The sequence below is a fragment of the Methylocystis sp. SB2 genome, assembly GCF_049817085.1.
Classification (GTDB): domain Bacteria; phylum Pseudomonadota; class Alphaproteobacteria; order Rhizobiales; family Beijerinckiaceae; genus Methylocystis; species Methylocystis rosea.
Genome location: NZ_CP187401.1, coordinates 1,616,608 through 1,641,316, shown reverse-complemented (window position 1 = coordinate 1,641,316; position 24,709 = coordinate 1,616,608). Strand labels below are relative to the sequence as shown.

Annotated in this window: 25 protein-coding genes; 5 read left to right on the top strand and 20 right to left on the bottom strand. The window is 59.5% G+C overall.

Translation table 11 applies throughout. The annotated features are described in order from the left end of the window. Positions 1-26: 26 nt before the first annotated feature. Positions 27-1,010 carry a cysteine synthase A gene (cysK, locus tag ACPS74_RS07995; RefSeq protein WP_029648593.1) on the bottom strand — a complete coding sequence of 328 codons (984 nt, stop codon included), beginning with the start codon at positions 1,008-1,010 and terminating at the stop codon, positions 27-29. Positions 1,011-1,278: 268 nt separating this feature from the next. Between cysK and ACPS74_RS07990 the strand changes: the two genes are divergently transcribed. The 3 genes from ACPS74_RS07990 to ACPS74_RS07980 are packed head-to-tail and all read left to right on the top strand — an operon-like array spanning position 1,279 to position 3,504. Beyond that, on the top strand, positions 1,279-2,706 hold the full coding sequence (locus ACPS74_RS07990; RefSeq protein ID WP_029648594.1) for an aryl-sulfate sulfotransferase: 1,428 nt from the start codon (positions 1,279-1,281) through the stop codon (positions 2,704-2,706). 35 nt (positions 2,707-2,741) lie between these two features. Continuing rightward, the gene (locus ACPS74_RS07985; RefSeq protein ID WP_036241364.1) at positions 2,742-3,005 is read left to right on the top strand and encodes a hypothetical protein; all 264 of its coding nucleotides are present in this window, start codon (positions 2,742-2,744) and stop codon (positions 3,003-3,005) included. Positions 3,006-3,015: 10 nt separating this feature from the next. Next, entirely contained in the window at positions 3,016-3,504 is a 489-nt protein-coding gene (locus ACPS74_RS07980; RefSeq protein WP_029648596.1) for a cupin domain-containing protein, read from the top strand. A gap of 3 nt (positions 3,505-3,507) precedes the next feature. On the opposite strand, the gene ACPS74_RS07975 is transcribed toward ACPS74_RS07980, so the two are convergent. The 4 genes from ACPS74_RS07975 to ACPS74_RS07960 all read right to left on the bottom strand — a co-directional run bounded on the left by ACPS74_RS07975 (position 3,508) and on the right by ACPS74_RS07960 (position 6,223). Next, complete coding sequence (locus ACPS74_RS07975; protein WP_029648597.1) at positions 3,508-3,945, bottom strand: RrF2 family transcriptional regulator; 438 nt, start codon at positions 3,943-3,945, stop codon at positions 3,508-3,510. A 288-nt stretch (positions 3,946-4,233) separates the two neighbouring features. Further along, positions 4,234-4,695, bottom strand: coding sequence for a protein TolR (gene tolR, locus ACPS74_RS07970; protein ID WP_029648598.1), 462 nt, complete (start codon positions 4,693-4,695; stop codon positions 4,234-4,236). Next, positions 4,676-5,419 carry a MotA/TolQ/ExbB proton channel family protein gene (locus ACPS74_RS07965; RefSeq protein ID WP_029648599.1) on the bottom strand — a complete coding sequence of 248 codons (744 nt, stop codon included), beginning with the start codon at positions 5,417-5,419 and terminating at the stop codon, positions 4,676-4,678. The genes tolR and ACPS74_RS07965 overlap by 20 nt, the downstream gene beginning before the upstream one ends. A gap of 27 nt (positions 5,420-5,446) precedes the next feature. Further along, a complete protein-coding gene (locus ACPS74_RS07960; protein ID WP_157055197.1) occupies positions 5,447-6,223 on the bottom strand; it encodes an energy transducer TonB in 777 nt (258 codons plus the stop codon). A 177-nt stretch (positions 6,224-6,400) separates the two neighbouring features. On the opposite strand from ACPS74_RS07960, the gene ACPS74_RS07955 reads away from it, so the two are divergent. Beyond that, the gene (locus tag ACPS74_RS07955) at positions 6,401-7,102 is read left to right on the top strand and encodes a hypothetical protein (RefSeq protein WP_029648601.1); all 702 of its coding nucleotides are present in this window, start codon (positions 6,401-6,403) and stop codon (positions 7,100-7,102) included. 111 nt (positions 7,103-7,213) lie between these two features. Here ACPS74_RS07955 and ACPS74_RS07950 read toward each other — a convergent pair whose 3' ends face one another. The 15 genes from ACPS74_RS07950 to ACPS74_RS07880 form a co-directional block, all read right to left on the bottom strand. Then, on the bottom strand, positions 7,214-7,972 hold the full coding sequence (locus ACPS74_RS07950; RefSeq protein ID WP_051381688.1) for an outer membrane protein: 759 nt from the start codon (positions 7,970-7,972) through the stop codon (positions 7,214-7,216). Positions 7,973-8,036: 64 nt separating this feature from the next. Beyond that, positions 8,037-10,475: a TonB-dependent receptor gene (locus ACPS74_RS07945; RefSeq protein ID WP_239753852.1), complete on the bottom strand. Its 2,439-nt coding sequence runs from the start codon at positions 10,473-10,475 to the stop codon at positions 8,037-8,039. Positions 10,476-10,876: 401 nt separating this feature from the next. Further along, positions 10,877-11,620, bottom strand: coding sequence for a cytochrome b/b6 domain-containing protein (locus ACPS74_RS07940; protein WP_029648604.1), 744 nt, complete (start codon positions 11,618-11,620; stop codon positions 10,877-10,879). 70 nt (positions 11,621-11,690) lie between these two features. Continuing rightward, positions 11,691-12,152 carry a c-type cytochrome gene (locus ACPS74_RS07935; protein ID WP_157055198.1) on the bottom strand — a complete coding sequence of 154 codons (462 nt, stop codon included), beginning with the start codon at positions 12,150-12,152 and terminating at the stop codon, positions 11,691-11,693. Positions 12,153-12,274: 122 nt separating this feature from the next. Further along, positions 12,275-12,829, bottom strand: coding sequence for a peroxiredoxin (locus ACPS74_RS07930; protein ID WP_051381689.1), 555 nt, complete (start codon positions 12,827-12,829; stop codon positions 12,275-12,277). A gap of 49 nt (positions 12,830-12,878) precedes the next feature. Next, positions 12,879-13,430, bottom strand: a complete 552-nt coding sequence (locus ACPS74_RS07925; protein WP_029648607.1) for a rhodanese-like domain-containing protein — start codon at positions 13,428-13,430, stop codon at positions 12,879-12,881. Positions 13,431-13,491: 61 nt separating this feature from the next. Beyond that, positions 13,492-14,382, bottom strand: a complete 891-nt coding sequence (locus tag ACPS74_RS07920) for a dienelactone hydrolase family protein (protein WP_029648608.1) — start codon at positions 14,380-14,382, stop codon at positions 13,492-13,494. A gap of 55 nt (positions 14,383-14,437) precedes the next feature. Beyond that, positions 14,438-14,851, bottom strand: a complete 414-nt coding sequence (locus ACPS74_RS07915; RefSeq protein WP_029648609.1) for a hypothetical protein — start codon at positions 14,849-14,851, stop codon at positions 14,438-14,440. Then, positions 14,848-15,189: a cupredoxin domain-containing protein gene (locus ACPS74_RS07910; protein ID WP_029648610.1), complete on the bottom strand. Its 342-nt coding sequence runs from the start codon at positions 15,187-15,189 to the stop codon at positions 14,848-14,850. Before ACPS74_RS07910 ends, ACPS74_RS07915 begins: the two co-directional genes overlap by 4 nt. A gap of 3 nt (positions 15,190-15,192) precedes the next feature. After that, entirely contained in the window at positions 15,193-16,647 is a 1,455-nt protein-coding gene (locus ACPS74_RS07905; protein WP_029648611.1) for a DUF1501 domain-containing protein, read from the bottom strand. Positions 16,648-16,684: 37 nt separating this feature from the next. Beyond that, positions 16,685-19,033 (bottom strand): DUF1549 and DUF1553 domain-containing protein, encoded by a 2,349-nt coding sequence (locus ACPS74_RS07900; protein WP_370646267.1) that lies wholly within the window; start codon positions 19,031-19,033, stop codon positions 16,685-16,687. A gap of 338 nt (positions 19,034-19,371) precedes the next feature. Further along, positions 19,372-19,821, bottom strand: a complete 450-nt coding sequence (locus ACPS74_RS07895) for an RrF2 family transcriptional regulator (RefSeq protein ID WP_029648613.1) — start codon at positions 19,819-19,821, stop codon at positions 19,372-19,374. Positions 19,822-19,919: 98 nt separating this feature from the next. Further along, on the bottom strand, positions 19,920-22,076 hold the full coding sequence (locus ACPS74_RS07890; protein WP_239753870.1) for a family 2A encapsulin nanocompartment cargo protein cysteine desulfurase: 2,157 nt from the start codon (positions 22,074-22,076) through the stop codon (positions 19,920-19,922). A gap of 58 nt (positions 22,077-22,134) precedes the next feature. Then, complete coding sequence (locus ACPS74_RS07885; protein ID WP_109026069.1) at positions 22,135-23,082, bottom strand: family 2A encapsulin nanocompartment shell protein; 948 nt, start codon at positions 23,080-23,082, stop codon at positions 22,135-22,137. 208 nt (positions 23,083-23,290) lie between these two features. Next, a complete protein-coding gene (locus ACPS74_RS07880) occupies positions 23,291-23,932 on the bottom strand; it encodes a helix-turn-helix domain-containing protein (protein ID WP_036242141.1) in 642 nt (213 codons plus the stop codon). A 233-nt stretch (positions 23,933-24,165) separates the two neighbouring features. Here ACPS74_RS07880 and ACPS74_RS07875 point away from each other — a divergent pair, with 233 nt between their 5' ends. After that, the gene (locus ACPS74_RS07875) at positions 24,166-24,663 is read left to right on the top strand and encodes a GlcG/HbpS family heme-binding protein (RefSeq protein ID WP_029651662.1); all 498 of its coding nucleotides are present in this window, start codon (positions 24,166-24,168) and stop codon (positions 24,661-24,663) included. Positions 24,664-24,709: the final 46 nt, after the last annotated feature.

Genomic DNA, 24,709 nt, shown 5'->3' with positions numbered 1-24,709 from the left:
ACGACTAGCTATGGAGCATGTTCCCCTCAAAGACCTTCGAACAGCGCCGTCGACAGATAACGTTCGGCGAAGGACGGAATGATCAGGACGATGTTCTTGTTCGCCGCGTCTGGGCGTGCGGCGATTTCGAGCGCCGCCGCGATTGCGGCGCCTGACGATATACCAACCGGAACACCTTCCAGGCGTGCGACTTGGCGTGCGGTATCAAAGGCCGTCTGATTGCCGATCGTGATGATCTCGTCGATGACGCCGCGGTCGAGGATTGACGGTACGAAGCCTGCGCCGATGCCCTGAATCTTGTGAGGTCCCGGCGGGCGCCCGGAGAGTACGGCGGAATCCTCCGGCTCCACTGCGACCACGCGCAAGCCCGGCCGGCGCGGCTTCAGAGCCTGGCCGACGCCGGTGATGGTGCCGCCTGTGCCGACGCCCGATATGAAATAGTCGATTTCGCCATTGGTGTCGTTCCAAATTTCCTCCGCCGTCGTGAGGCGATGAATCTCGGGATTGGCCGGGTTCTCGAACTGCTGCGGAATAATTGCGCCAGGATTTTGAGTCACCAATTCATCCGCCTTGGCGAGCGCGCCCTTCATGCCCTGCGAAGCGGGCGTCAGCACGAGTTCGGCGCCGAGCAGCGCCAGCATCTTGCGCCGTTCGAGCGACATCGACTCCGGCATGACGAGGATCAGACGATAGCCGCGCGCCGCGGCGACGAAGGCGAGCGCGATTCCAGTGTTGCCGGAGGTCGGCTCAATCAGCACGCTCTTGCCAGGCGTGATCTTGCCGCTCTTTTCGAGCGAGTCGATCATGCTGACGCCGATGCGATCCTTGACGCTTGCGATTGGATTGAAGAATTCGAGTTTGGCGAGAAGATTAGCCTTCACGCCTTTCTCATGCGCCAACCGATCGAGCCGCACGAGCGGCGTATCGCCTATCGTCTGCGTGATGGAATCATAAATGCGCCCCCGTCCCGGCTTCGCAGCAAGCGTGAGTTCGGCGCTCCGATTAGACATTGTATCGCTCCTTCTGGAAACGGGCGGCGCTTGCGCCGAGCTCCCGCATTGCGGCAACAATATACAATCTGGATCTTTTATCAAGACATTAACGGAGAGCAAACGTAGTGGAAAATATGCTCAACATATTGATATTAAATGATTACGCATTAACTGCGGAAATGTTGTCACCAGTCAATTGTCGCTATTGCCTATCAAATAGATATAAATATAATCGATCGCATCCTGAGCACGGCCTGGCGTCGAGCAATCGAGAGGAGCGAGCGACATGGCGGCGGCAATACGATGCGCAAAACTTCCCGGCAATAAATCGAAGCTCCGCCTTCTTGCGCTAGCGGGCGGCGCATTTTGCTTCTTTGCCCTTCGCGCGTGCCTCTTCGCTCATGCGGAACCGAGCGTCTATCCGACCGGAACAACGATCTACGATCCAGCAAAAGCCTATAACTCTTTCGTGCTCTTCGTCGGGGGTGATGATGTTTCACGCCTGATCGACCTGAACGGCAAGGTCGTCCATGAGTGGAAATATAACGGGCAGCCGGTCGCCTTTATCGACCCGGCGCTCGTTAGCGGACAGCGTGGACACATCTTCGTCACGCTTGAAACGGAGGAAGGCAAAGGAACCGATCTCGTGCCCGGACGCGTTCAAACACGTATCCGCAAGACCGTCGGCGAGATCGATTGGGACGGAAAAAAAATATGGGCATTCGGCGCCAGCGCGCCCGGAGGCCGCGCGCAGCAGCATCACGACATCGCGCGTCTGCCGAACGGCAATACGCTGGTCCTCGCGAATGTCCTTTATCCCTTGCCTGGTTTCGCGACTCCGCAGGTGCTCGACGACGTCGCCTATGAGGTCAATCCTGAAGGCGAGATCGTCTGGACCTGGGCGGCCTCAGATCATCTCGATGAAATAGGCTTCACCGCGGAGGAGTTGAAGCTGGTCAAGGCTTCGAAGAACGCCGATTATTTTCATGTCAACAATCTGAAGCCGATTGGTTCGAATCATTGGTTTGACGAAGGCGATCAGCGTTTCGCGCCCGACAATCTGATCTTCGACTCCCGCAGCGCGAATTTCATCGCGATCATCGATCGCAGGACACGTAAAATCGTTTGGACGCTCGGTCCTCATTTTCCGCCAATCACCGAGGATGGAAATGTCACCTCGCGCAAGGTTCCGCGCCCCGTGGATCAGATCTCGGGTCAGCATGACGCGCACATCATTCCCCGGGGACTGCCGGGCGCGGGCAATCTGCTCGTTTTCGACAATCAGGGCGAGGCCGGTTATCCCCACGCTGCAGTGAGCTACACCGGCGGCTCACGCGTGCTTGAGATCAATCCGGTCACGAAGGAGATCATCTGGCAATATAGCGGCGCGAGCTCGGGCAATCCCGGCTGGAGCTTCAGAAGCACGCATATCAGCAATGCGCGGCGTCTGCCCAACGGCAATACCTTCATCGACGAGGGGCAAATTGGCCGCTTTTTCCAGGTGACGCCAAGCGGCGACATCGTGTGGGAATATATCAACCCTTATCCTCGGCGGGGAAAGGATCAAGAAACCGGGCGCGCGACTGTCAATCACAGCGTCTATCGGGCGCAGCCCGTTCCCTATGATTGGGCGCCGGAAGGAACGCCGCGCAGCGAGACGCCAGTCACGCCGATCGACAATACGAACTTCCACATCCCCGCAAAGAACAGCTGAGACGCTTTGCGCATCGTGTCGAAGAAAGTGCGGCTATGTTTTTTGTGCATCTGATCGAGATTGACGCCACGGTCGTCGGCATAGTGGCGCAGGAAGGCAAAGCCTATCGCTTCTACGCTGTGAAATCCTTCTTCCGTCAGCTGGAGGATCGAGTCTTCGACAATGCGGAAAGCGCCCGCATCGCGGCGCTCGAATTGTCTCCGCTTTACCTCAGGCCAAGCTCGGCGCTCATTCGGGTGGAGCGGTTCAACGATGGAATTCCGCGTCAATGGCCGACGCTTGTTTTTGATAATGCGTGAGAGGATGGACATGCGCGCGATCTCAAACATTTCAGCTAGCGCGGCCGCCCTGGCATGCGCGCTCTACGCGCCCGTCATCGTCGCCCAGACTACCGACGGATTTTTGCGCATCCTTCCCGAGCAAACGCCCTTCAAAAGTCCATTGGGCGCGGGGCCGTCGCAGGCCATTCTCTATGGAGACCCCTCGAAGCCCGGCGTCTACGTCGTGCGCAACAAATTTCCGCCCGGCGCTCATTCCAACCCGCATTTTCATTCGCAGGATCGCCACGCCACGGTGATCAAGGGCGTTTGGTGGACGGGCGTAGGCGAAACGCTCGACTTCAAGACCGCGGCGCCGCTCAAAGCCGGATCCTACATGCTGCATCCGGCGAAGGGCGTGCATTGGGACGGCGCCGGAGATGAGGAAGTGATCGTTCAGATCATTGGCGTCGGACCTGTCGAGACGACGCAGGTCGGCCAGGGCGACACGCAGGGAAATTGGCCCAAACCGAAGCAATGACCCCTATCGCAAGAGCATCTGGGTTTCCCGATTGCCGCGGTTGCGGAGCGAAGCGATGCTGGTCCGGTCCAAAATGAGCGCGATCGAGTCTCTCACATCGAGCATGACGTCGCGAATGGCGCAGGCGTCTTCGTCCGGACAATCCTTGCAGCGTTGGTAGGCGGTCCGGCTCGCGCACGCGATTGGCGCGAGCGGTCCGTCGAGAATGCGGATGATCTGGCCTACGGTGATCTTGTCCGCCGGCCGCGCAAGGTGATAGCCGCCGCCCTTTCCCTTTCTACTGTTGAGAATGCCGGCGTTGCGCAATTCGACGAGAATGGCGTCGAGAAACTTCCTGGGGATGTTGTTGTCGGCGGCGATGTCGCCGGCGAGGCACTGCCCATCGGCCTTGGCCAAGTGTATAAGCGCCTTTAATCCGTATTTTGCTTTATTTGAGAGCATTTTTTTGAAATCGCTGCGGCGCGTCCCTACCGGAGTGTTCGAAGGCAGGCCGATTTGGCCGGGGGCGCATTTGTCCAGCTATCACATAGGATCAAAATGTGAAAGCTCGGAGGCGTCGCTCTGCCGCGGCTGACGAGCGCCGCGTGGAGAAACCGCCGACCGATCCAGACTTCATCTTAAATAAGAATTGATCGCAGCAATTACAATTGTTTGGAGAGCGAGCGCCCGGGTTCGGCGGAACGGGTCTGGAGAGGGGTACCGCGCGCCGAACCCGGACGACCGGAGCGCCTATTGCGCTGCCGAAGCAGCTCTGGCGCCCGAACCGTTTGCTATGCCTTCCGAAACAAGAGCCACTTTCACATAGCCTGCGGCGTTGATCACGCCCATGGCCTCCGCGACTTTGCCGTAAGCGACGGACTTGTCGGCCCGCACATGGATGCGTCGGTCTTTATTGTTTTCGCTGTTCTCCCTGAGCACGGCGAGAAGCCCATCCGTGCCGACAGTCTCCCTCTTGTCGACAAAATACACGCCATTGGCGTCGACGCTGACGACGATCGGCGGCTGTTGATCATTGAGCTGCTTGGCTTGCGTCTTTGGAAGGTCGACGGGAATGCCCGCCGTCATCAGCGGCGCCGCAACCATGAAGACGATCAGGAGAACCAGCATCACATCGACGAGCGGCGTGACGTTGATATCGGCGATGGGTTGCGATTCGAATTCAGAGTCATGCTTACGCAACGCGAAGGCCATTGCGCTCTCCTCTTGTTGACAGTTGACGCGAAAGTTCGACCTCGAAGACGCCGATGAAGGCTGTCAGCCGCTTGCCATAGGCGCTGATGTCTCCGCTAATGCGATTGTAGAAAATCACCGCCGGAATGGCGGCGACGAGGCCGAGCGCGGTGGCGAACAGCGCTTCCGCGATGCCGGGCGCCACGACCGCGAGGCTGGTGTTGTTCGACGCCGCGATGCCCTGGAACGAGTTCATGATGCCCCAGACGGTTCCGAACAGGCCGACGAAGGGCGCGACGGCGCCAATGGTCGCGAGGCCCTGCAAGCGCGATTGCAGATGATCAAGCGCGCTTGAACTCGCGAGCTGAGCGACGCGGTGGACGCGATCTTGCAGCGAGTCTCGTTGCGCCTCCGTGTAGATGAGATCGGCCGAACGGACATTTTCATCGACCATCGCATTATAGACTTGCACGAGTGGATCGCTGGGCGGAGCGGCGGCAAAGCTCTCGGCGACATATGCGACCGGCAGCCCGCTTTGAATGCTGTCGACGAGTTTCGCGGCGCGCCCATGCAAGATGCGAAGCCGTACGATTTTTTCCGCGATCACCGCCCATCCCCAAGCTGACGCGATGATCAGCAGGATGATCACCGTTTTTACGATGGCGTCGGCTTGCAGAAACAGCTCCACTGGCGTCAGCGTATGCGCTAACGCCGCTGAAGCCGTACTAGCGACTGAATCGACCATTTCTCTACCTTTCTGTTGGGATGATTGTCAGGGACTAAATGTCAGGCCGCCGGAAAGCGACACCGGCTTTCCTGGCGCGGGAACCGAGCCGCAGCGTCCGCCAAGCCGATTGGCGACCGCATCAAAAGCGCCGTTTCCGGACGGCGAAATCGAGTAGGAGGTCAAGGAGCCAGTGGCGCTGAACGTTGCGCGATAAGCGATGCGCGCGGTGCGGGGCGCTTGCGACTCCGGGTAGGCGTTGGCTGCTGCGCGCTGCATGCATGCATGAAAATGGTTGGCGATCGCGGAAGCCGTGGCGCCGGGGGGCACCGCAGGGGCGCGCACCGCCGGAGCCGTTCCGGCAGGGGCGGCTGGGCCAGAGCGCGTTGGGGCCGCAGCGCTCGGCGCGCGACGGGGAGTCGGCGGCCGCTCAATCTTCTTCTCGACTTTCGGCTTTTGAATTGGTTTGGGCTTCACTTCCTCGACCGGCGCAACAGGATCAATCACCGGCGGCGGCGGTGGTTCAGGGAGCTCCAGTTCTTCTGGCGGAGGGAGCGTGTCTTCGAGCGTCTCTTCCTCTACCGGCATGGGCGCCAGCTCTATGACTTGCTGCTCCTCAATAGGCGCCTCGGCCGTCCTATAGGAGAGCGTCACGATCACGCCGAGGAGCAGCGCATATGCGAGCGCGGCGCCAGCTTGCGCGGGATAATTTGGTTGAGGCGGCTTCGAATGAAGCAGCGTCTGTGCGCCGTGCGACTCGATGCGGTAGCCGTCACGTGCGTCGTTCGAGGCGGCTTCGTAACTATGCGCGGCGGCAATCGACATCAGGTCGCCTTTCTGCGAATTTGTGGCTTGCAAAAGTGATAACACGATATTTCCTATAGGCGCAATATGATTATGGCGGCGCCTGCTGAAGTGGCGCGTCCTTCCAGAGAATCAAAGGCGCATGTCTCTGCTTCCCGGCGCTGCCAACACCGCGCGCAATTTTGAAAGTTGTAGGCGATGTTCGTCACCATCTTTGACCAGGCTTACGCCGATTGGGGCAGCATGCTCCTTTCATCGCTGATGAGATTTCATCCGGGCGACACCGTTGTGGTGTTGGGCATCGACCTGTCCGCCGAGACCGAATGTGCAATCGCGCGTATGCACGAAATCGTCGCCGTTAGACGGCTCACACTGGATGAAGTGGGCTCCGGGCGCGCCGCCAAAGTTGCAAATTCACGACCGCTCTGGTTGCGAGATCTGAAAAACGAATTCAGCCCAGACTGGATGTTTCTGCTGGATGCCGATCTCTTGTTTCGGCGTCCTGTTAACGACCTCATCGCGGCGTCGGAAAACCACGATGTCGTGCTGGCGATGAGAGAAGGAGTCTATCGTGGCAAAACATATAGAAAGCTTCGCGTCGCGTCGGGCTTCGTCCTTTTTTGGCGATCGGGATACGGACTCATCGATAGTTGGTGCGACATGTTAAGCCGGACAGAATCGATCGAGGACGTTCGTCCATGGGAATGGTTCTGGGAGCAGACGTGCCTGCTGGACGCCATCGAGGAGACCGAATTTGACATCCTTAAGATGCCTGAGAAATGCCTATCCTCTCCAAGGTTTGAGCCGGACGCGTGGGTATGGTCGGCGAATGTTCCAACATCGGAAAAAGATGCCGCTCTAAAATTATTCGCAGCGGAATTGATGGCGCTTCACAAATGACAAAAAAGGCGGACCCGAGGGTGAGGGCCTCGGATCCGCCCTCGAACGATCGCGGACGGGCGATCGTTCATTCGCTATTTGACTTTCGCGTTTTCTCCCGGAAATCAAAAATCATTTCGTCACCACGGGCGGCGGCCCAGGCGGTGGGGGCGGCGGCGCGGGCGGTCCGCCGAATGAGAAGTGATAATTCAGCCCGCCGCGCACGACGTGACCGGCGCTTCGAACATTGGCTGGCAGCGCCCCGATCGTCGTCGCGTAACTGACGCCGGAGCTCGCCAGTCCAGCGTAGAGATATTCCGCCTTGACGGAGATGCGATCTGACCAAGCATATTCGACGCCGACGCCACCGGTCCAGCCTGGACGCACCGTCGGGCCGGTGCTGACTTCGCCGAACGTCAGCGGAAGGATCGCGTCGAAACGACGTGGCGTGAAATTCGTGCCGAAGACGAAACCGCCGGTGGCGTAAGCGAGCCAGCGCGGCGCGAACGCATATCCGACGCGTACGCGCCCCGTGCCGAGAACGCCGCCATAGGTTGAACTCGGAGTAACGAAGTTGACGCGTGCGACCTGCAGCGGACCGCGATAGCCGAAATCGGCCTCGAGGCCGAGGACGAGATGTTCGTCCCACTGCCAATTATAGCCGCCCGTGCCGCCGCCAATGAAAGCCTCCCCGCGCAGAGGCGTAGACGAGAGCAGCGTGAAGTTGCCATCACCCAGCAAGGCGCCAGCATAGATACCGAGATAGGGACCCTGCCAGCTGAAAACCGGCGGCGGGGGCGGCGGCGGCGCTTTGGTGGCGGGAAGGTCAGCGGCTAGCGCAGCCACGCTGAACAGTAGGCTGATCGATGCTATTCCTATTCCGCGTGTCATTGTAAATGCTCCTTAACTAAGGCTTCGGGCTTGTTCAATTTGCAGGAGTTCGTTGACCTCACGCTCAGTACAACTTCACGCGTAGCGTGGCGCCGAAGGTGCGCGGATTGTCGGCCGCGAAGGTCAGTGTGGATGCGGCCGTTGGACTGCCGATCGCCTGAGTGACGATGACGCGTTCGTCGAGCATGTTTCTTACCCACAGATTGAAGCTATAGGTCTCATCGTCCGTTTTGAGACCGACGCCAGCATTGACGAGGGCGTAAGCAGGCTGAAAGATCGGATAGATGGACACTGGGCTTGAGAGCTGTGTCTTGTCGCGCCAGGTGGCGTTGGCATAGCTGAACAACGTCACCGGAACCTGATAGCCAGGTCCGAAATCACTGAAGATCGCGCCAAGCGGATATTCATGATTGTAACCGATGTTGAAGGAGACGCGCGGCACCGGATTGTTGCCGGAAACGCCGCCAGTGATCGGCTTGCCGGAGAGGCTGATATAATTGGGCGCGGGCACGCCATTGATGTTGGACCCTGCCGGCCACGTCCACTCTTGTGGGGGCGCCGCTTTTTCATAATCGATGTAGCGCGCTTCTGTCAGCGCCCCGGAAAATGTGAGCCATAAGCGATCGATCGGGCTCCAGCGCCCATCCCATTCGAAGCCGCGCAAACGTACATGGCCGATATTGCCGAGAAAATTCTTGCGCAACGGAACGCCGGTGACGTCGGTATAATCCGTGTTCACCAAAATCGACTGGAAGTTGTAGATGTCGTTCCAGTAGAGATTGGCATTAAGGATGAGTCTGCCGTCGAGCCAGTTGGTCTTCGCGCCGAGCTCATAATCCCATGATGTTTCAGGCTTGGTGATGAGTGGCTGCCATGCCTTGAAATTGCCCGCGCTGTCGAGAATCGGCAGCGCCTGCGTGTTGACCGCGCCCGATTTTTCGCCGCGCGCCGTCGAGCCATAGACCATGACGTTTTCATTGTAGCGATAGGATGGGTTGAACAGTCCGGAGAGCGAGTTGTTGCCCTTCTCCTGTCCACCAGTGTCGAAGTAGGTTGTCCCGCCCGTGGCCGTGCGCACAGCCGCGATCTGGTTGACCGATCTTAAGCCCTTTATCCAGCCGAAGTCGGAGCCGCCGCGTATTTCATACGTGTCGCGCAGCCCGAAGGTCAGCGCCCATTGCTCGTCAAGGTGCCAGGTCGCCTGTCCGAACAGCGCCGTACTGAAAGTGTGCGCCTTTCCGTCGTTGCGCGCCTCAAGACCCCAGAGATTAAAGGGATTCGCGTTGAAGTTATTTTGAAACCATTGGTTTGCCTGAGAGCCATAGTCGACGTGATTGTAGGACCAGATCTTTTCGTAGAGATTGTAGTTGCCGATCGTCCATTCGAGCGTTTGGCCGGAGGGCGAGGCAAGCCGCGTCTCATGCGAATATTGGTCGACATAGACGTCGTAAGCGTTGCTGCTGATGTCGGTAAGCTGGTTGCCTGTCGAATTTCTGGGATGCAGCACGAATTCGCGCCACGCCGAGACCGCGGTGAGTACGTTCTCGCCGATCGTGTAATTCAGCTCGTTCGAGGCGCCATGGGTGCGCTGGTCAAGTTTTCCAAGCCGCGTCAGATAGGGCTTGTAGGGATCGAAGGACAATACGGGCCAATGCAAACGACTCGCCAGATTCTGCGAGTAAAGGCGTGCCGGGGCGCCGTTCGCCCATAAGGGGTAGGAATCGCCGATCGCGCCATTGCCGTAATTGTTGTATTCGTCCGAACGCAGCCGGTCGAAAATGAGGCGGTCGGTGAAATTGTCGCCGACATAAAGGAGCTGGCCGCGGACGCCCCAACGATTGTTGTCCAGAAGTTTTTGGCTGTTGAACTGGTTTTGAATCCAGCCGTCGCCCTTGTCGAAGTAAAATGTCACGCGCGCAGCGAGCTTGTCGTCAATGATTGGCCCAGTGACATTCAGCTTCTCGATGAAGCGATTGTAGTTCGCGAAAATCTGTTCATAGGTCGCCGACCGCACGAAGGACGGCAATTGCGTGCGAATGATCACGGCGCCGACCGTTGTGTTTTTACCAAGCAGCGTGCCTTGCGGGCCGCGCGCTACTTCAAAGGATTGCAGGTCGACGAAGTCCGCCCATTGGAAACCTACGTGCGTATAGAAGACGTTATCGACGATCAGGCCGACCGCTGATTCAGAACCGTCGGCGCCGCCGGAGATGCCCGATATGCCACGAATGGACATTGCCGACGTGCGGGGATTGTTGATCGAGGGGATAAAGTTAGGAACCTTCTGCGCGAAGTCCTGAAGGCGCTCGAGGCGTTCACGCTGCTGAGTCTTGGCGCCAACGACGCTCACCGGCAGAGGCACATCCTGCGCCTTCTCTTCGCGCTGACGGGCAGTGACCTTCACGTCCTCGACCTGTGAGCTCGCCTCAGGCGTCGCGGGTTGCGTTTCTTGCGAACGAGCTTCGCGCTCCGCGTAGAGCCCGCCGAGGACAACGCCACTCAACAACGCCAAGGGCCCGAATGTTACGGTTGACAGCAGCCTTCTATGAAACCCGTTGGCCTTGAACGCCATCGCCATACTCCACCAGAGTTGTCTGTCGCTTCACGATCTGGGGGGACGCGGCGACGATTATTGCTTTGAGACTTCGGGGCCGATGCCCAACGCCCAGCAGTAACATAGCTACTAACTATGTAGGATTATGGGTCATGGTCAAGATAGCGCCCGAGCTCCGAGGCTGGAATCAGGCGATCCGAAACGGAATTGCTCGCTATGTTGCAAATCTGCAACATTAGAGATTTCAATGCTGTGGAGATGCGAAGAGCGCATCGCGTTACAAACGGACGCGGAACGAAGAACCCGAGGCGCAGGAGCGAGGAAGTTCGACCCTACTGCGAAACAAGCTCTTAATAGCCGGCGAGATCGATGTCGGCTGGCGGGATGAAATGAAGGGCCGCCGCGAGTGTCGCGGCGATGATGATCAGCAAGAAGGCCGCGAGCGGACCTTTCGACGACGGAATGGCTTCTTCCGGACCTACCAAGTCGATCGGCTTAGCGCCCGTAAACATGGCGCGAATGAGCGGCTCCCGCTTCAATATGACATGCGCTATCACCGCCGCGATATGCAGCCCGACCGCCGCGGCGATCAAATAGAACATCTTGCGATGCAGAGATGTCAGCGCGAGGCTTGTCTGCTTGCTGACAAGCGAGGCCAATGGTCCGGCATTGAAGATTTCATCGTTGCCGAAGAGGCCGAGCGTCGCCTGCGTTCCAAGTGCAAAGAGAAGCGTCAGCACCATGAGTCCGCCAAGCGGATTGTGACCGGCATAGCGGGTGCGAAGCCCACGTCCTGCAGCGCTTACGTAATGAAGAACGCCGAGGGGTCCTTGGACGAAGCTCGCGAATTTCGCGTGCCGTGTGCCAGCGAACCCCCAGACGATGCGGAACACCACGAGGATGATGACCGCGTAGCCGCACCAGAGGTGGTAGGTGAAATAACTCGCGCCGAGCTTGTTTGTAACAAAGGCGGCAACGAAGGCGATCACGAGACTCCAATGGAAGAAACGTGTCGGCCAGTCCCAGACCTTGCGGCGCGCCGGCTTGCTGTATCGCGCCGCGTTCGCGAGGCGATCATGTTCCAGTGTCGTCATGCGTCTGGCCTCTTCATCATTCGCGATTGTGAGATCGGCGCGCCTAGCCCCAGCCAGAACTAAAACGTGCTCACTTAACCTTGTAGGTCTCGTGGCAACCCTTGCAGTCTTGAGCGAGCGACGCGATCGCGGCCTTGAAGGTATCGCTTGCGCCTTTTTCCTTTGCGTTGGTTTCCGCGAAGGCCTGAGCGTGCGCTTGAAAATCCTTGAGCTTCTTGTCGAAGTCGGCGCGGCTGCTCCAAATGTCAGCCTTCGCTTTCGAGTCCGGCTCGCCGAAATTCGATCCTTCGGGAAAATTTTCATCGAGCAGGCCAGAAAGAAACGCGATGCGAGAGGCGCGCTTGGTCGCTTCGGCTTCGTCGTAGGTTACGGTTCCTTTGGCGACGGCGCCGAAATATCGGAAATAATTTCCGATAAGCGTGTATGCGGCCTTGCGATTCTCAAGCGCCTGTTTCGTTGGTGAAGGACCAGCGGGAGCCGGCGCTGGTTGAGCGCTTTGCGCCTGCGCCGAGATCACGACTGCTGCGCTCATTAGAATGGCCGCGCCGGCGGCAGTGAGAGGCAGCGCACGAGAGGAAGGGTAACGCATTCTTGTAGAGCTCCTGTTGATTGAAGTGATTTCGCGAGAAGAGAAGGGAGAGCCGGACCGTACACCTAATGCCTGTGCTCCTCGTGCCATTTGCGAACAAACTCGAGCGTGCTCTCGACATGTTTGATTGGATTGGCGTCGACCAGGGCGAACGCCACCTTGCCGTCTGGCAGGATGACGTAAGAAATACGGTCGGCCACCGTGTCGCCTGAAGCGCTTGGCTTTACGCGTTTTGCGTCATAGGCGTTGATGACGGAAAAGTTCGGATCGGAGCCGATCGGAAACTTGTCGGCGCATTCCTTGGTCGAGAATTCGCGCTGCACGTCGATTGGGTCGCCAGAGACCCCGATCAGACTGGCTCCTGCCGCCGCAAACTTATCGTGTCCTTCGGCAAACTCGTGCGCCTCGATGGTGCATCCGCGTGTGAAGGACTTGGGATAGAAGTAGAGAACGACAGGGCCCTTTTTCAGCGCCTCAGACAAGGAGAACTGAAAGTCCTTTCCCCCCAGGGCGGCAGAGACGCTGAAGTCCGGCGCTGGGTCACCAGGTTTTAGCGCCGCATGCGCGCCAGTCGCTACGACAACGCAACACATGCCAAAGAGAAAACTCTTCACGTTCATAGCGCACCCTACGTTTCTTGAAGTTGCTGTGAGTGACAGCGGCGCGCGCTCACTTGACCGGCGTGGGCGCTGACGCGGTCGCGGCGCTGACGGCTGCCGTCCTCGGCGGAGGAACCGGGATCTTCGTCAAAGTCCCGCCTTCAGCCTCATAGTCGAGCACGCCGATGGCGCCGATGACATGGAAGCCATAGCCTGCAAGAAGATCGCCGATCGCGCCTGCGCGATGCGCATGATTCGAGACTGTGACGATAAGGCGATCGCGCGGGATGTAGCCGAGGCTTCTTTGCACGTCGTTCGTCTGAATGCTCAGATAGACGGGAAATCCGCCGAGCTTGGTAAGTTCATCGGGACGACGAATGTCGAGGATAAGGAGCTGTTCTGGTCTCGCCGCAAGCGCGTCGAACTCTGCCCGGTTAAGACGAAGCGTCTTGTACGTGTAGGCGGGATCGTTCGCGGGTGTTACGAGCGGCGCGGGTTGAGGGGCCTCCGTTGGCTGCGAGGTGGAGGCGGTCGGCGAAGCCCCGAGCCCTTCCGCCGCATATGAGGATGTCGCAAGCAGCGTGAAAGCGATCGCCAGTGCGGAGCATTTTGTTCCGTTCATCCTATCTGTTCCTCTCTCGTTATTCTGCGGCGACCGAGACGCGCCGGCTGTGTCCGTTGCGTCAGGTGCGCAGCTGGGCGTTGAAGAAATCGATCGTTCGTCCCCAGGCGAGCTTCGCGGCCGCCTCGTCGTATCGAGGCGTCGTGTCGTTATTGAATCCGTGCTGCACGCCCGGATAGACGAAAGCCTGATAATTGACCTTGGCTTCTTTCAGCGCTGCTTCATACGCCGGCCAACCCGCGTTGATGCGATCGTCGTTACCCGCGTAATGGATGAGGAGCGGCGCCTTGATCTTCTTGACGTCCTCCACGGCCGGCTGTGCGCCATAGAAAGGGACCGCCGCGCCAAGATCGCCGATTTGCGTGGCCAGAAGATTTGCGATCCCGCCGCCATAACAGAAGCCGACAACGCCTACCTTGCCATTGCCATCGGGCAGGGCCTTGAGAGCATTTGCGGCGGCGAGGAAGTCGCTTCGCGTCTTCGTTTGATCGAGCTTTTGAAAAAGCTCGCGCGCCTTGTCCTCGTCTCCGGGATAGCCGCCGAGAGGCGCAAGCGCATCGGGCGCGAATGCGATGAAATTGGCCAGCGCCAGGCGCCGCGCGATATCTTCAATATGTGGATTGAGTCCGCGGTTCTCATGCACGACGAGCACCAGCGGCGCTTTGCCCGAAAGATTAGCCGGTTTGACGAGATAGCCGCTAACCGTTCTGTAACCATTAGGCGAGGGAAACTCCGCGCGCGTTCCAACGATGCGGGGGTCATCCCTTTTTACCTGTTCGGCGTCCGCGAAACGCGGATTGAGCGCGTCGAGGACGGCGGCCGCGCCACTGGCGCCTAGGCCGAGTTTAGCGACCCGATTCAGGAAGCCGCGGCGGTCAACATCGCCGTGCACATAGAGATCGAATAGCTTGAGAACTTTCGGATCAAAGTCGTTTGCAGTCTTACGAGCCATTGCCGAATTCCATTGCCTGTCGGGATAAGGTTTTGCGAGCTTTATCGATACGCTCTCAACGTGCGAGGCGCGGCTTGTAGATGTCGTGGCAGGATTTACAGAGCTCTGGCGCCGCGCGCGCCGCTGTGGCTGCCGCGTCGAAATCGTTTTGATCGATGTTCCTCACGGCGTCACCGATCACTTGCAGGCCCTTACGGGAAATCTCCACCGCATCCGCCGCGTCCTTCTTGGCAAAATAGGACTCGGTGTATTTGAAGCCGTTGAGCAGAATTTCGGCGTCCTCTTTTGCAGCATCGGCGTTCTTGGCCGTGATGTCGGGCTCGAAATATTTGATCGTCTTGTCCAGGTCGCGCATCAGGTCGTTGTCGTAGTCGCGAAGATCGATGGCTGCGGCGACTGGCGCGCTCGAGAGCGCCGCGAAAAGCGCCAGGAGCGCCAGTCGGCTATTCACTTTTCTATGATTGTTCATTTCGATACCGAGATTTTGCCTTTCATGCCTGGATGCACGCCGCAGTAGTAGTTGACCTCGCCGATATTCGAGAGAACGACGGCGTATGTTTCGTCCTCGCCCACTTGGTCCGGCGAACGAAAAATCTCGCGCCCGCCAATTTCGCCGACGATGGAATGTGGAACCTGATCCTTATTGTGGAAGAGAACTCGTGTTCCTGATTTGACGTTGATGTCCACAGGCTCAAAAGCGGAGTTCTGGATGGAAACGTCCGCCACATCCTCCGCTGAGAGCGGCGTGCTCGCGGCCAAGGCCGCCAGCACATATGCGCGCAAAGAGAGTTTGGTTCCGAAGACCATGGCTCAGGCAAGAATGTCGGTGACGACCTTGCCGTAGACGACCGTCGGACGTTCTGCTCGACCGGCGCGCAGATAGATGGTCTTAAGGTGGTCAAGTCCAAGCAGCTGCAGCACGGTCGCGTGGAGGTCGTAAGTGTCGACGGGGTTCTCGACGGTCTTCAAGCCGATTTCATCGGTCTGGCCGTAGGTGAAGCCGTGCTTGAGGCCGCCGCCCGCGAGCCATTGCGTATATCCCCAGGGATTGTGATCGCGACCATCGCCGCTCTGGCCGTAGGACGTGCGGCCGAACTCCGACGTCCAGACGACGAGCGTTTGATCGAGCAGGCCGCGCGACTCAAGATCTGCGAGAAGGCCGGCGATCGGCTTATCGACCGCTTTCGTATGGGCGCCGTGATTCTTTTCGAGTTGGCGATGAGCGTCCCAGTTGGCGTCGTCGCCTGCGCCCGCGCCTTCGATAGGACCTGACACGACCTGAATAAAGCGGACGCCGCGCTCCACCAGCCGCCGGGCCCGCAGCAGGACCGTGCCATAGTCCTTGGTCGCTTCTTCGTTGAGACCGTAGAGCGCTTTGGTCGTGTCTGTCTCTTTCGAAAGATCGACAGCTTCGGGAGCCGTGGCCTCCATACGATAGGCGAGATCATAGGAGCGCGTGCGGGCTTGGAGTTCGGTGTCTTCTGGGTGCTCGGCCGCGCGGATATCGTTCAGCTTTTTCAGTAGATCGAGACTGTCGCGCTGCTGTTGCAGTCCGATCAGGTCAGGCGGCGCTTGATGCAGGATCGGCTGAGCGCCGGGGCGGAATGCGGTGCCCTGATAGACCGCCGGGAGAAATCCCGAACTCCAGTTCACGGAGCCGGCGCGCGGTTCGCGCTTGCCGTTGTAGAGCACGACATAGGCTGGCAAGTCTGGATTGGCTGATCCGAGCGCATAAGTGATCCAGGCGCCGAGCGAGGGCCGGCCGGGGCTTACGTCGCCGGTGTTGAGTTTCAAAATCGAGATGTCGTGCGTCGCGCCGACGGTGACGCTCGATTTGATGAAAGTAAGCTTGTCGGCATGCTGCCCGATATTGGACGCCCAGTCGGAGAACCATGCGCCGCTCTCGCCATACTGTTTCCACGTGCGATTGGAGGCGAACAGCTTGCCGACGCCGCCCTGCGTGCTTGTTTTAATGCCCTTCAGGAAGGACTCGGGCACGTCCTGTCCGGCGAGCCGAACGAGCTCCGGCTTGTAGTCGAAAAGATCGAGCGTGCTCGGCGCGCCGTCCATATGCAGCCAGATCACCGATTTCACTTTCGGCGCAAAATGCGGCTGCTTCGGCGCAAGCGGGTCAAGGTACGTCGCGGCGTTGGCGCCGGGAACGCCCAACCACCCGCCGCCTGGCATCATACCGCTGACGGCGAAGCCGCCCATTCCATAGGCCGCGCTCCGCAGCCATTCACGACGCGATGTCTTGATAAGCATGGTCATGCTTCCTTTCGAGTGATGCTTGCGACCTGTTTCAGAAGCGGTAGACGAAGTCGTTCGAATTCACGACCGTGTGCACCAGATCGACGAAAGCTGATGCGCGTAGCGGATCTGTCGGCTTTGTCTTCGCGCCGACAGGAATGGCGAGCGCGAGCTTGCCGTCCTGCGCTTTCTCGGCGATCGTTTTCTGATGTTGGTCGAGGAAGGCGTGCAGCGCCTCCTTCTCGGCGTCGGACGGCTTGCGTGCGAAGAGGATCTCGTAGAGCCTGTCGAGTTGCGCCGACTCATCCGCGCCGGCTTCATTGAGAACGCGTCCCGCCAGCGCCTGCGACCATTGGAAGATGATCTCGCTGTTGTACAGCGTCAGCGCCTGAAGCGGCGTCGTCGTCACGTCGCGCTTTGAGTGAATCTGCTGTGCGTTCGCCATGTCGAACGTCTCAAGCAGCGGATAGGGCAGGCTGCGTCGCGTGAAGATGTAAAGGCTGCGACGGACATAGTCCTGCGGATCCTTCGACGTGGTCCATGCCGGATCTGCGTTGAAATTGCCGCCGCCCGTGAGATTTTCGGGAATTGGCGGGAAGACGCTCGGGCCTCCGACTTGCTCGTTGAGTTTGCCGGAAGCGACAAGGATTGAATCGCGAATTTCCTCGGCCTCGAGCCGCTTGCGCGGAAAGACGGCGAGAAGCTTGTTTTCAGGATCGGCCTTGGCGACGTCCTCGCGGGAGTTGGACGACTGGCGATAGGTGGCGGACAGAAGGATTTCGCGGTGAAGCTTCTTCACGCTCCAGCCGTCCTTGACGAAGCTGGTTGCGAGATAGTCGAGGAGCTCCGGATTGGTGGGCTTGTCGCCGGCCTTGCCGAAATCGCTGACGGTCCCGACGATGCCCTTGCCGAAATACTGATTCCAGACGCGGTTGACGAAGACGCGCGCCGTCAGCGGGTTTGTGGGGCTGGAGAGCCAATTGGCAAGCGCCGTGCGTCGGCCGGACGATGTTTCGGTAGGCTTGATGTCGGGTTTCTCGGCGGTGATCGCCTCGGGAAAGGCCGGCTGCACTTCTTCGAGCGGACGCTCGTGATTGCCGCCGAAGAAGATGAATGTTGGCGGCGCATCAGGATGACCGAGTTCGGTTGCGGCAGTGAATGTGTTCGCGCCACGCGTCGGACGTTTACTTACGAACTTTCGAAGTTCCGTTGTCAGCTTCTGATATTCTTCGAACTTCTGCACGATCTCGGGACTGTGTTCGGGCGCGGACTTGTCTTCGGCTGCGTATCTGAGGAAGGCGGCGAGCGCCGCCTGATCGGTGACGGCGTCGAGGCGATGGTTCACCCAACGGTCGAGCGCGTTCCACTGGTCCTTGGGCTTGAAGATCGATTCGCGGCTGTCCGTGAGGTAACGCTCCTTGTGGTATTTCAGCGCGGCGTCACGGACCGAGTCGATAATCGCCTTCTGCTTGTCGCGAATGTCCTTCGTGGCCTCATCGTAAATCGCTTGCGCTTTCTCATAAGCGATTTCCTGCTCGCCCTTTTTGGCGGGCGCCTTTTCTTGAAAGGCCGTGTTGGCGAAGAACGCCTGCAGCGAGAAATAGTCCTTCTGTGTGAATTTGTCGGTCTTGTGATTATGGCAGCGGGCGCAGCCTACCGTCGTGCCAAGAATCGCCTGGCCGACCGTGTCGACCATGTCGGTTGTGATTTGATACTTGCGTTGAACCAAATCGCGTGAATTGCTGTTGTCGGGGTAGCCGGCGAGGAAGCCTGTCGCGACGAGAATGTCCTGGTCGCCCGGCGCGATCTCGTCACCGGCGATTTGCTCCTGGATAAATCTTGAGTAGGGCTTGTCGTCGTTGAAGGCCTTGATGACATAATCGCGATAGCGGAAGAAATTCGGTCGCGCATTGTCGTTCTGGAAGCCCGAGCTGTCGGCGTAGCGCGCGAGATCGAGCCAAAGGCGCGCTTGACGTTCGCCATAGCGCGGCGAAGCAAGCAGGTGATCGACGAGCTTTTCGTAGGCTTCCGGCGATACATCCTTGACGAAGGCGTCAACTTCTTCCGGCGTCGGAACGAGTCCCCAGGCGTCGAGCGTGGCGCGTCGAATGAAGGTTCCGCGATCCGCGTCGGGCGAAGGCGTCAACCCCTTGGCCTCGATCTTCGCGACCACAAAGGCGTCAATGGGCGAACGCACCCACTCCTTCTGTTTGACGATCGGCAGAAATTGCGCCTGAACGGGCTGCCATGACCAATGCGGCTTCGACGCCGAACTCGCCGGCTTCGATGCCGCGGCGGGGGCTGCCACGGTCGAATCGGCCTGTTTATCTTCCGCTGCGATGGCGAGCGTCCCGACGGAGACGCTTAGAAGCAACGCCATATAGGCTTTTCTTGCAGTCATGCTCATCGTTCCAACCTCAGTCTTCCCTTTGACTCGCTGGCGCCAGCGTACTCTACAAATCATGTCGAGTTATCCCGCGCGATCTCCAGCGAACCGTTGATTTTAAATGGGGCCATGCTGCCGAATTCATTATGTTACGGCGGAGTCTGCCGTCGCCGCGTGGTTAGCGACCGGGACGAAATTAGTATAAGCAACATATGAAGTCTACCTAAAAGATATGAAAAAGATGCGCGCGGCGACGCCGCGCGGGCGCGGGTCGGCAAGGAAGGCCGGTTCGCGCGATCGCAATGCGCCGCCTGCTGGGACTTGGAATTGGAAGTGCAGAGAGCTGTGGAAAATTAAATGTCGTACATCAACTGCCCGTTCTCGGCGTTCGCGATCACTCTCATTTCCGCCAAGCTGCAATTGTCCAATACGTCAGACAACGCGCGCTGTGCGTCCAGCATAACGAGTCGCACCGCGCAATGATCGACGTCATAGCAATCATCGCACGGATGGAATCGTGTTCTGCTGGCGCAAGGCAATGGCGCGAGCGGGCCATCGATCGCGCGAATGATGTGGCCGACAATGATTTCTGTTGCGGGACGCGCCAATGTATAGCCGCCGCCCTTTCCCATGCGCGAGTTAACAAAACCGGCGTTGCGCAATTCGCCAAGAATGGCGTCAAGAAATTTTTTAGGAATGTTCTGCGTCGTCGCGATCTCTTTCACTGGCACGGGTTGGCCCGGACGAAAATCGGCGAGGTAAACCATCGCCTTGAGGCCATACTTTCCCTTTTTTGTCAGCACCCGGTCGGCTCTCTCGAGTTTGTCGCGAGATCGAGAGCCTAAGGCAGAGGAGGAGCGTAGTCAATAAATACGATAGACTAAATTGGTAAATGGAAAACTCAGCGTCCGCCATAACCCGTCTGCAGCCGCAGCAGCGCGCTGACCAGCGCGTCGACGTCCGCGCATGTGTTGTAGAAGGCCAGCGACGGGCGCACGGTGGCTTCGAGGCCGAAGCGGCGCAGGATCGGCTGCGCGCAGTGATGTCCGGCGCGAACGGCGATTCCCTCGCGGTCCAGCGCCTTGCCGACCTCTTGCGAGTCGTGTCCATCGAGCGTGAAAGAGAGCACCGAGGCTTTCTCCGGCGCCGTGCCGATGAGGGTCAGTCCTGGAACGGTCGTCATCTTTTCGGTCGCATAGACGAGAAGATCGTGCTCGTAACGGGCGATCACCTCCATGCCGATGGCTTCGACATAGTCGAGCGCCGCGCCGAGCCCGACGGCGTCGGCGATATTGCCCGTGCCGGCCTCGAAGCGCTCCGGCGGGCCCTGATAGATCGTCTTTTCGAAGGTCACGTCGGCGATCATATTGCCGCCGCCCTGCCACGGATCGAGATGTTCGAGCACGGCGTCCTTGCCGTAAACGACGCCGATGCCTGTCGGGCCGAACACTTTGTGGCCGGAGAAGACGAAGAAGTCGCAGCCGATCGACTGGACGTCGACCGGCATATGCGAAACCGATTGCGCGCCGTCGACGAGCACGCAGGCGCCGTAGCGATGGGCGATCGCCGTGATTTCCTGGACGGGCGTAATTGTGCCGAGCGCGTTCGAGACCTGCGAGACCGCGACGATCCGCGTCTTCGGGCCCAGGAGCTTCTCATATTCCTCGAGAATGAGCGCGCCGCGGTCGTCGACCGGCGCGACGCGCAGCTTCGCGCCCTTCTCGGCGCACAGCATCTGCCACGGCACGATATTGGCGTGATGTTCGAGGTGTGAGACGACGATCTCGTCGCCCTCGCGCACATTGCGCCGGCCCCAGCTCTGCGCGACGAGATTGACGCCCTCCGTCGCGCCGCGCACGAAGATGATGTCCTTGACGTTGGGCGCCTTCAGAAAGCGGCGGACTTTCTCGCGCGCTTCCTCATAGGCGTCGGTCGCGCGCGCCGCGAGCGTATGCGCGGCGCGATGAATGTTGGAGTTTTCATTCTCATAGAAATAAGCGAGCCGGTCGATCACCGACTGCGGCTTTTGCGTCGTCGCGGCGTTGTCGAGCCAGATCAGTTGTCGTCCGTTGACGCTCTGATTGAGGATCGGGAAGTCGCGCTTGACGCGATAGGGATCGAAGAGATGCCGCGTGGCGACGGTTTTCTCGGGTTGGCGTCCCTGCCGAGGCGCCGCGTAAACGCTATCGCCATAGGGCGCTTGCGCCGCGCCATGGATCTCGCGACCGCCGGCGCCCGGCGAGTGTGGCGCGGCGCTATGCGCATAATCGGACGCGCCGCCGCCTTGGGCGAATTCCCCCGGATGCAGCGGATAGGCGCCCTGCGTCGCGCCGCCTTGCGAGTGACGCGAGACGAGTTCGTCGCCACGCATCGCGCCGCTCGTCTGCTGCGGCGAGAAGGGGTCGGGATGGCCATAGCCCGCGCCGGTTGAGGGCGCGCGCGTTTCATAGCGCAAGGGCTCTGCGGGTCCAGGCGCCGGCGCTGTTGGAAGAAAATAATAGTCGCCTGCCGGTCGTGCGGCCGCGTCGTTGTCGACGAGCGAGAACTCCTGCGCAAGGCGGCGCGTCGGCTCGCTGTAATCCAATTCGCCGGGGACCGATGATGTCGCGCCGCCGAGCGAAGCGCCGGGCTGCGGAATGTCGGCGAGGCCCAACGGCCGCGTCGAGGAATGCAACGTCTGCGGCGCCGAGGGCGCCGGGACATTCGGGGTCGGGACAACGGAAGGAATCGTCGTCGGCGGAAAGTCCATGGGACCGAAAGGCGCGCGCGCCGGCGCATGCGGGGCGACGCTCGTCACGATCGACGGCGCCGGAATATCGGTCAGACTGGGCGTCACGGCGGGCAAGGCGCCGGCAAGCGCCGACGCGCCGGATTGCTGCGTCACGGCGCCGGTCGTCGGCAGCGACGCATGGGGCAGCGCGCCAAAGAAGGCGTTGGCCATATGCGCGATGATCTGCGCGTCGGGCGCGGCGGCGTCATGATGCGTGAACGCCTCCTTAGACGGCAGGCCATCGATGGGGAAGTCGACTAATTGCGGCGTCTGCGGCGCAGTAGGCATGTATTGCACACCTCAGGTGACGGAGAATCGGCGCGCTCAGCGCCGATCCCATAGGGACTCACGCATATTCGTCGGGATATTTGTGATATTTGCCGACGTCGACATCTTCGAGCACGCCAAGCGCGTCATGCGTCAGCACGGCCGCCGAGCAATAGAGCGAGATGAGATACGAGGCGATCGCCTTGCGATTGATTCCCATGAAACGCACCGACAGGCTCGGCGCGACTTCTCCGGGGACGCCCGGCTGAAACAGGCCGACGACGCCCTGTTTCTTCTCGCCGGTGCGCAGCAGCAGAATATTCGTCTTTCCCGCTTCATCGACATAGAGCTTGTCGCTGGGGATCAGCGGCAGGCCGCGCCAGGTGACGAAGGGCGAGCCGAACAGCGTCACGGTTGGCGGCGGCACGCCGCGGCGCGTGCATTCGCGCCCGAAGGCCGCGATGGCGCGCGGATGGGCGAGGAAGAAGGCGGGCTCCTTCCAGACTTTCGCAATGAGGTCGTCGAGATCGTCGGGCTGCGGCGCGCCGGTGCGCGCGCTGATCTTCATCGCCGGATGCGCATTGGCGAGGAAGCCATATTCGGCATTGTTGATGAGTTCGGCCTCCTGCCTTTCCTTCACCTTTTCGGTAAGGAGCCGCACCTGCTCCTGAATCTGATCGTAAGGATGATTGTAGAGATCGGAGACGCGCGTCTGCACGTCGAGGATCGTCGTCACCGCATTCATCGAATATTCGCGCGGCGCATCCTCGTAATCGACGAAGGTCTCCGGCAGGTCGGCGTCGCGGTCGCGCGCCGGACTGCACTGAACGTCGGCGTCGCTGAGCGCCGTCGCCTCCTTGACCCGGTTGAGACGATAGATGCCGGCTTCCACCGGCACCCAGGGCAAGAACGACACCAGCCAGCGCGGCGTGATGCCCGACCATTGCGGACGCGTCTTCGTCGCATTGGCGAGCTGGCGGGCCGCCGATTCGCTCAATGTTCGGCGAACTTCAGGTTCTGCGGTCATTAGATGTTCCTCGGAGCGACTCTCGGATGCAGAAGGCGAACGCCTAGGCCGAGCTGCCAAGCTATTACAGATGAGGCAGCATATTTGCAATCTTGTTTGAGTAAAAAAGTTAAACAATACTAGCTAAATACTGAACTTATAAACCTATACATCGATGATAATTCTGATAGAGAGTTCGTCTGCGGAGCCCGCCCTCGACCGCCGTCGTTTACGACGCGCATTCCGTGCCAGAGCCAGGTTCATAAGACATGACGAGGTAGAAGGTCGCGAGCGTCGCGCCGAGATTTCGATAGCTGTGCGGGACGTCCGCCAGAAAATCGATCGCGTCTCCTTCGGCCAAACGCTCTGGGGCCTCGCGTCCGACTGCGACTTCGACCGAGCCTTTTGCGACAACCAGATTTTCCTTCGTGCCGGGCGCGTGAGCCTCGGCATGCTGAATATGATGGGGCGCGAGAATGACCTCGTAGAATTCGACGGGTCGATGGCAATCATAAGGGAAGAGCGCGCGCGTGCGGCAGTTGCCGTCTCGCGAACTCACGATCTGCGGATGATCGTTACGAATGACCAGCACGCCACGACGCCCCTTCGAGGCGATGAGGCTCCCGAAAGGAATGCCGAGCGCATTGGCGATGCGCCAAAGATGATTGATGGTAGGCGTCTCGGTCCCGGCTTCAATTCGCAGCAACTCTTCGGAGTTGATTCCGCTAAGCGCGGCGAGACGTTCAAACGAACGGCCCTTCTTGCCGATCAATCTCTTGAGACGATCTGCGACCGTGGAAGCGAGCGGACTCTCGGTCCGCGCCGCCATTGTTGATCGGTTGACGGGAAGCTGAACGCGGGCGCGATTCATTTGATAAATCCGATCATCTAATATTATTAGATGGAGCACGTCATGCTGGTCAAGCGGTTTATGCGCAGATGCGAGATGCCCAATATATAGATTTGTTACAGCCTATTATGCGCTTCTATCGGGGGCGTCATGCCGTCGATCGATTTCGCTGCCGCACGTGCTTGTCTCTATCAACATATCAAAATAATATGAATATCGCCGGCAACCGCCGGTGTCAGCGTGGAGCAAACTTTATGAATTCCGTCTCTTTTTCTGCGGTGGCGGGTCTGGCCGCTTTGGCAAGCTTGTCGCCCACGGTCGCCGGGGCCGAACTGATCACTCTAAAGGCGTTGTCGACTCCGATCGCGCTGAGCATTGCGCAGACGGCTTACGACGCCTGTCTTCAACAGGGGTATCATGTGTCCGTCTCAGTCGTCGGGATCGAAGGGCAGTCGCTTGTCGCGCTTCGCGGCGACGGCACTTCGCCGCATACGATCGAGAACAGTCAGCGCAAGGCGTACACGTCGCGCACCTTCCGCGTTCCCTCGGGCGAGTTCGCGCAGCGCGTTAAGGACAACCCGACCTCCGGCGCGGTGCATCTTGCCGGAGTCGTCGCTGCGCAGGGCGCGTTGCCGATCAAGGTCGGCGATACGGTGATCGGCGCCGTCGGCGTCTCTGGCGCTCCTGGCGGCGATAAGGACGAAGCTTGCGCCAAGGTCGCGATCGATAAGGTCGCCGATCAGTTGAAATAGCCTGTATTCGCCGGCGCCACGTGCGCCGGCGCGCCTTCATTCACCA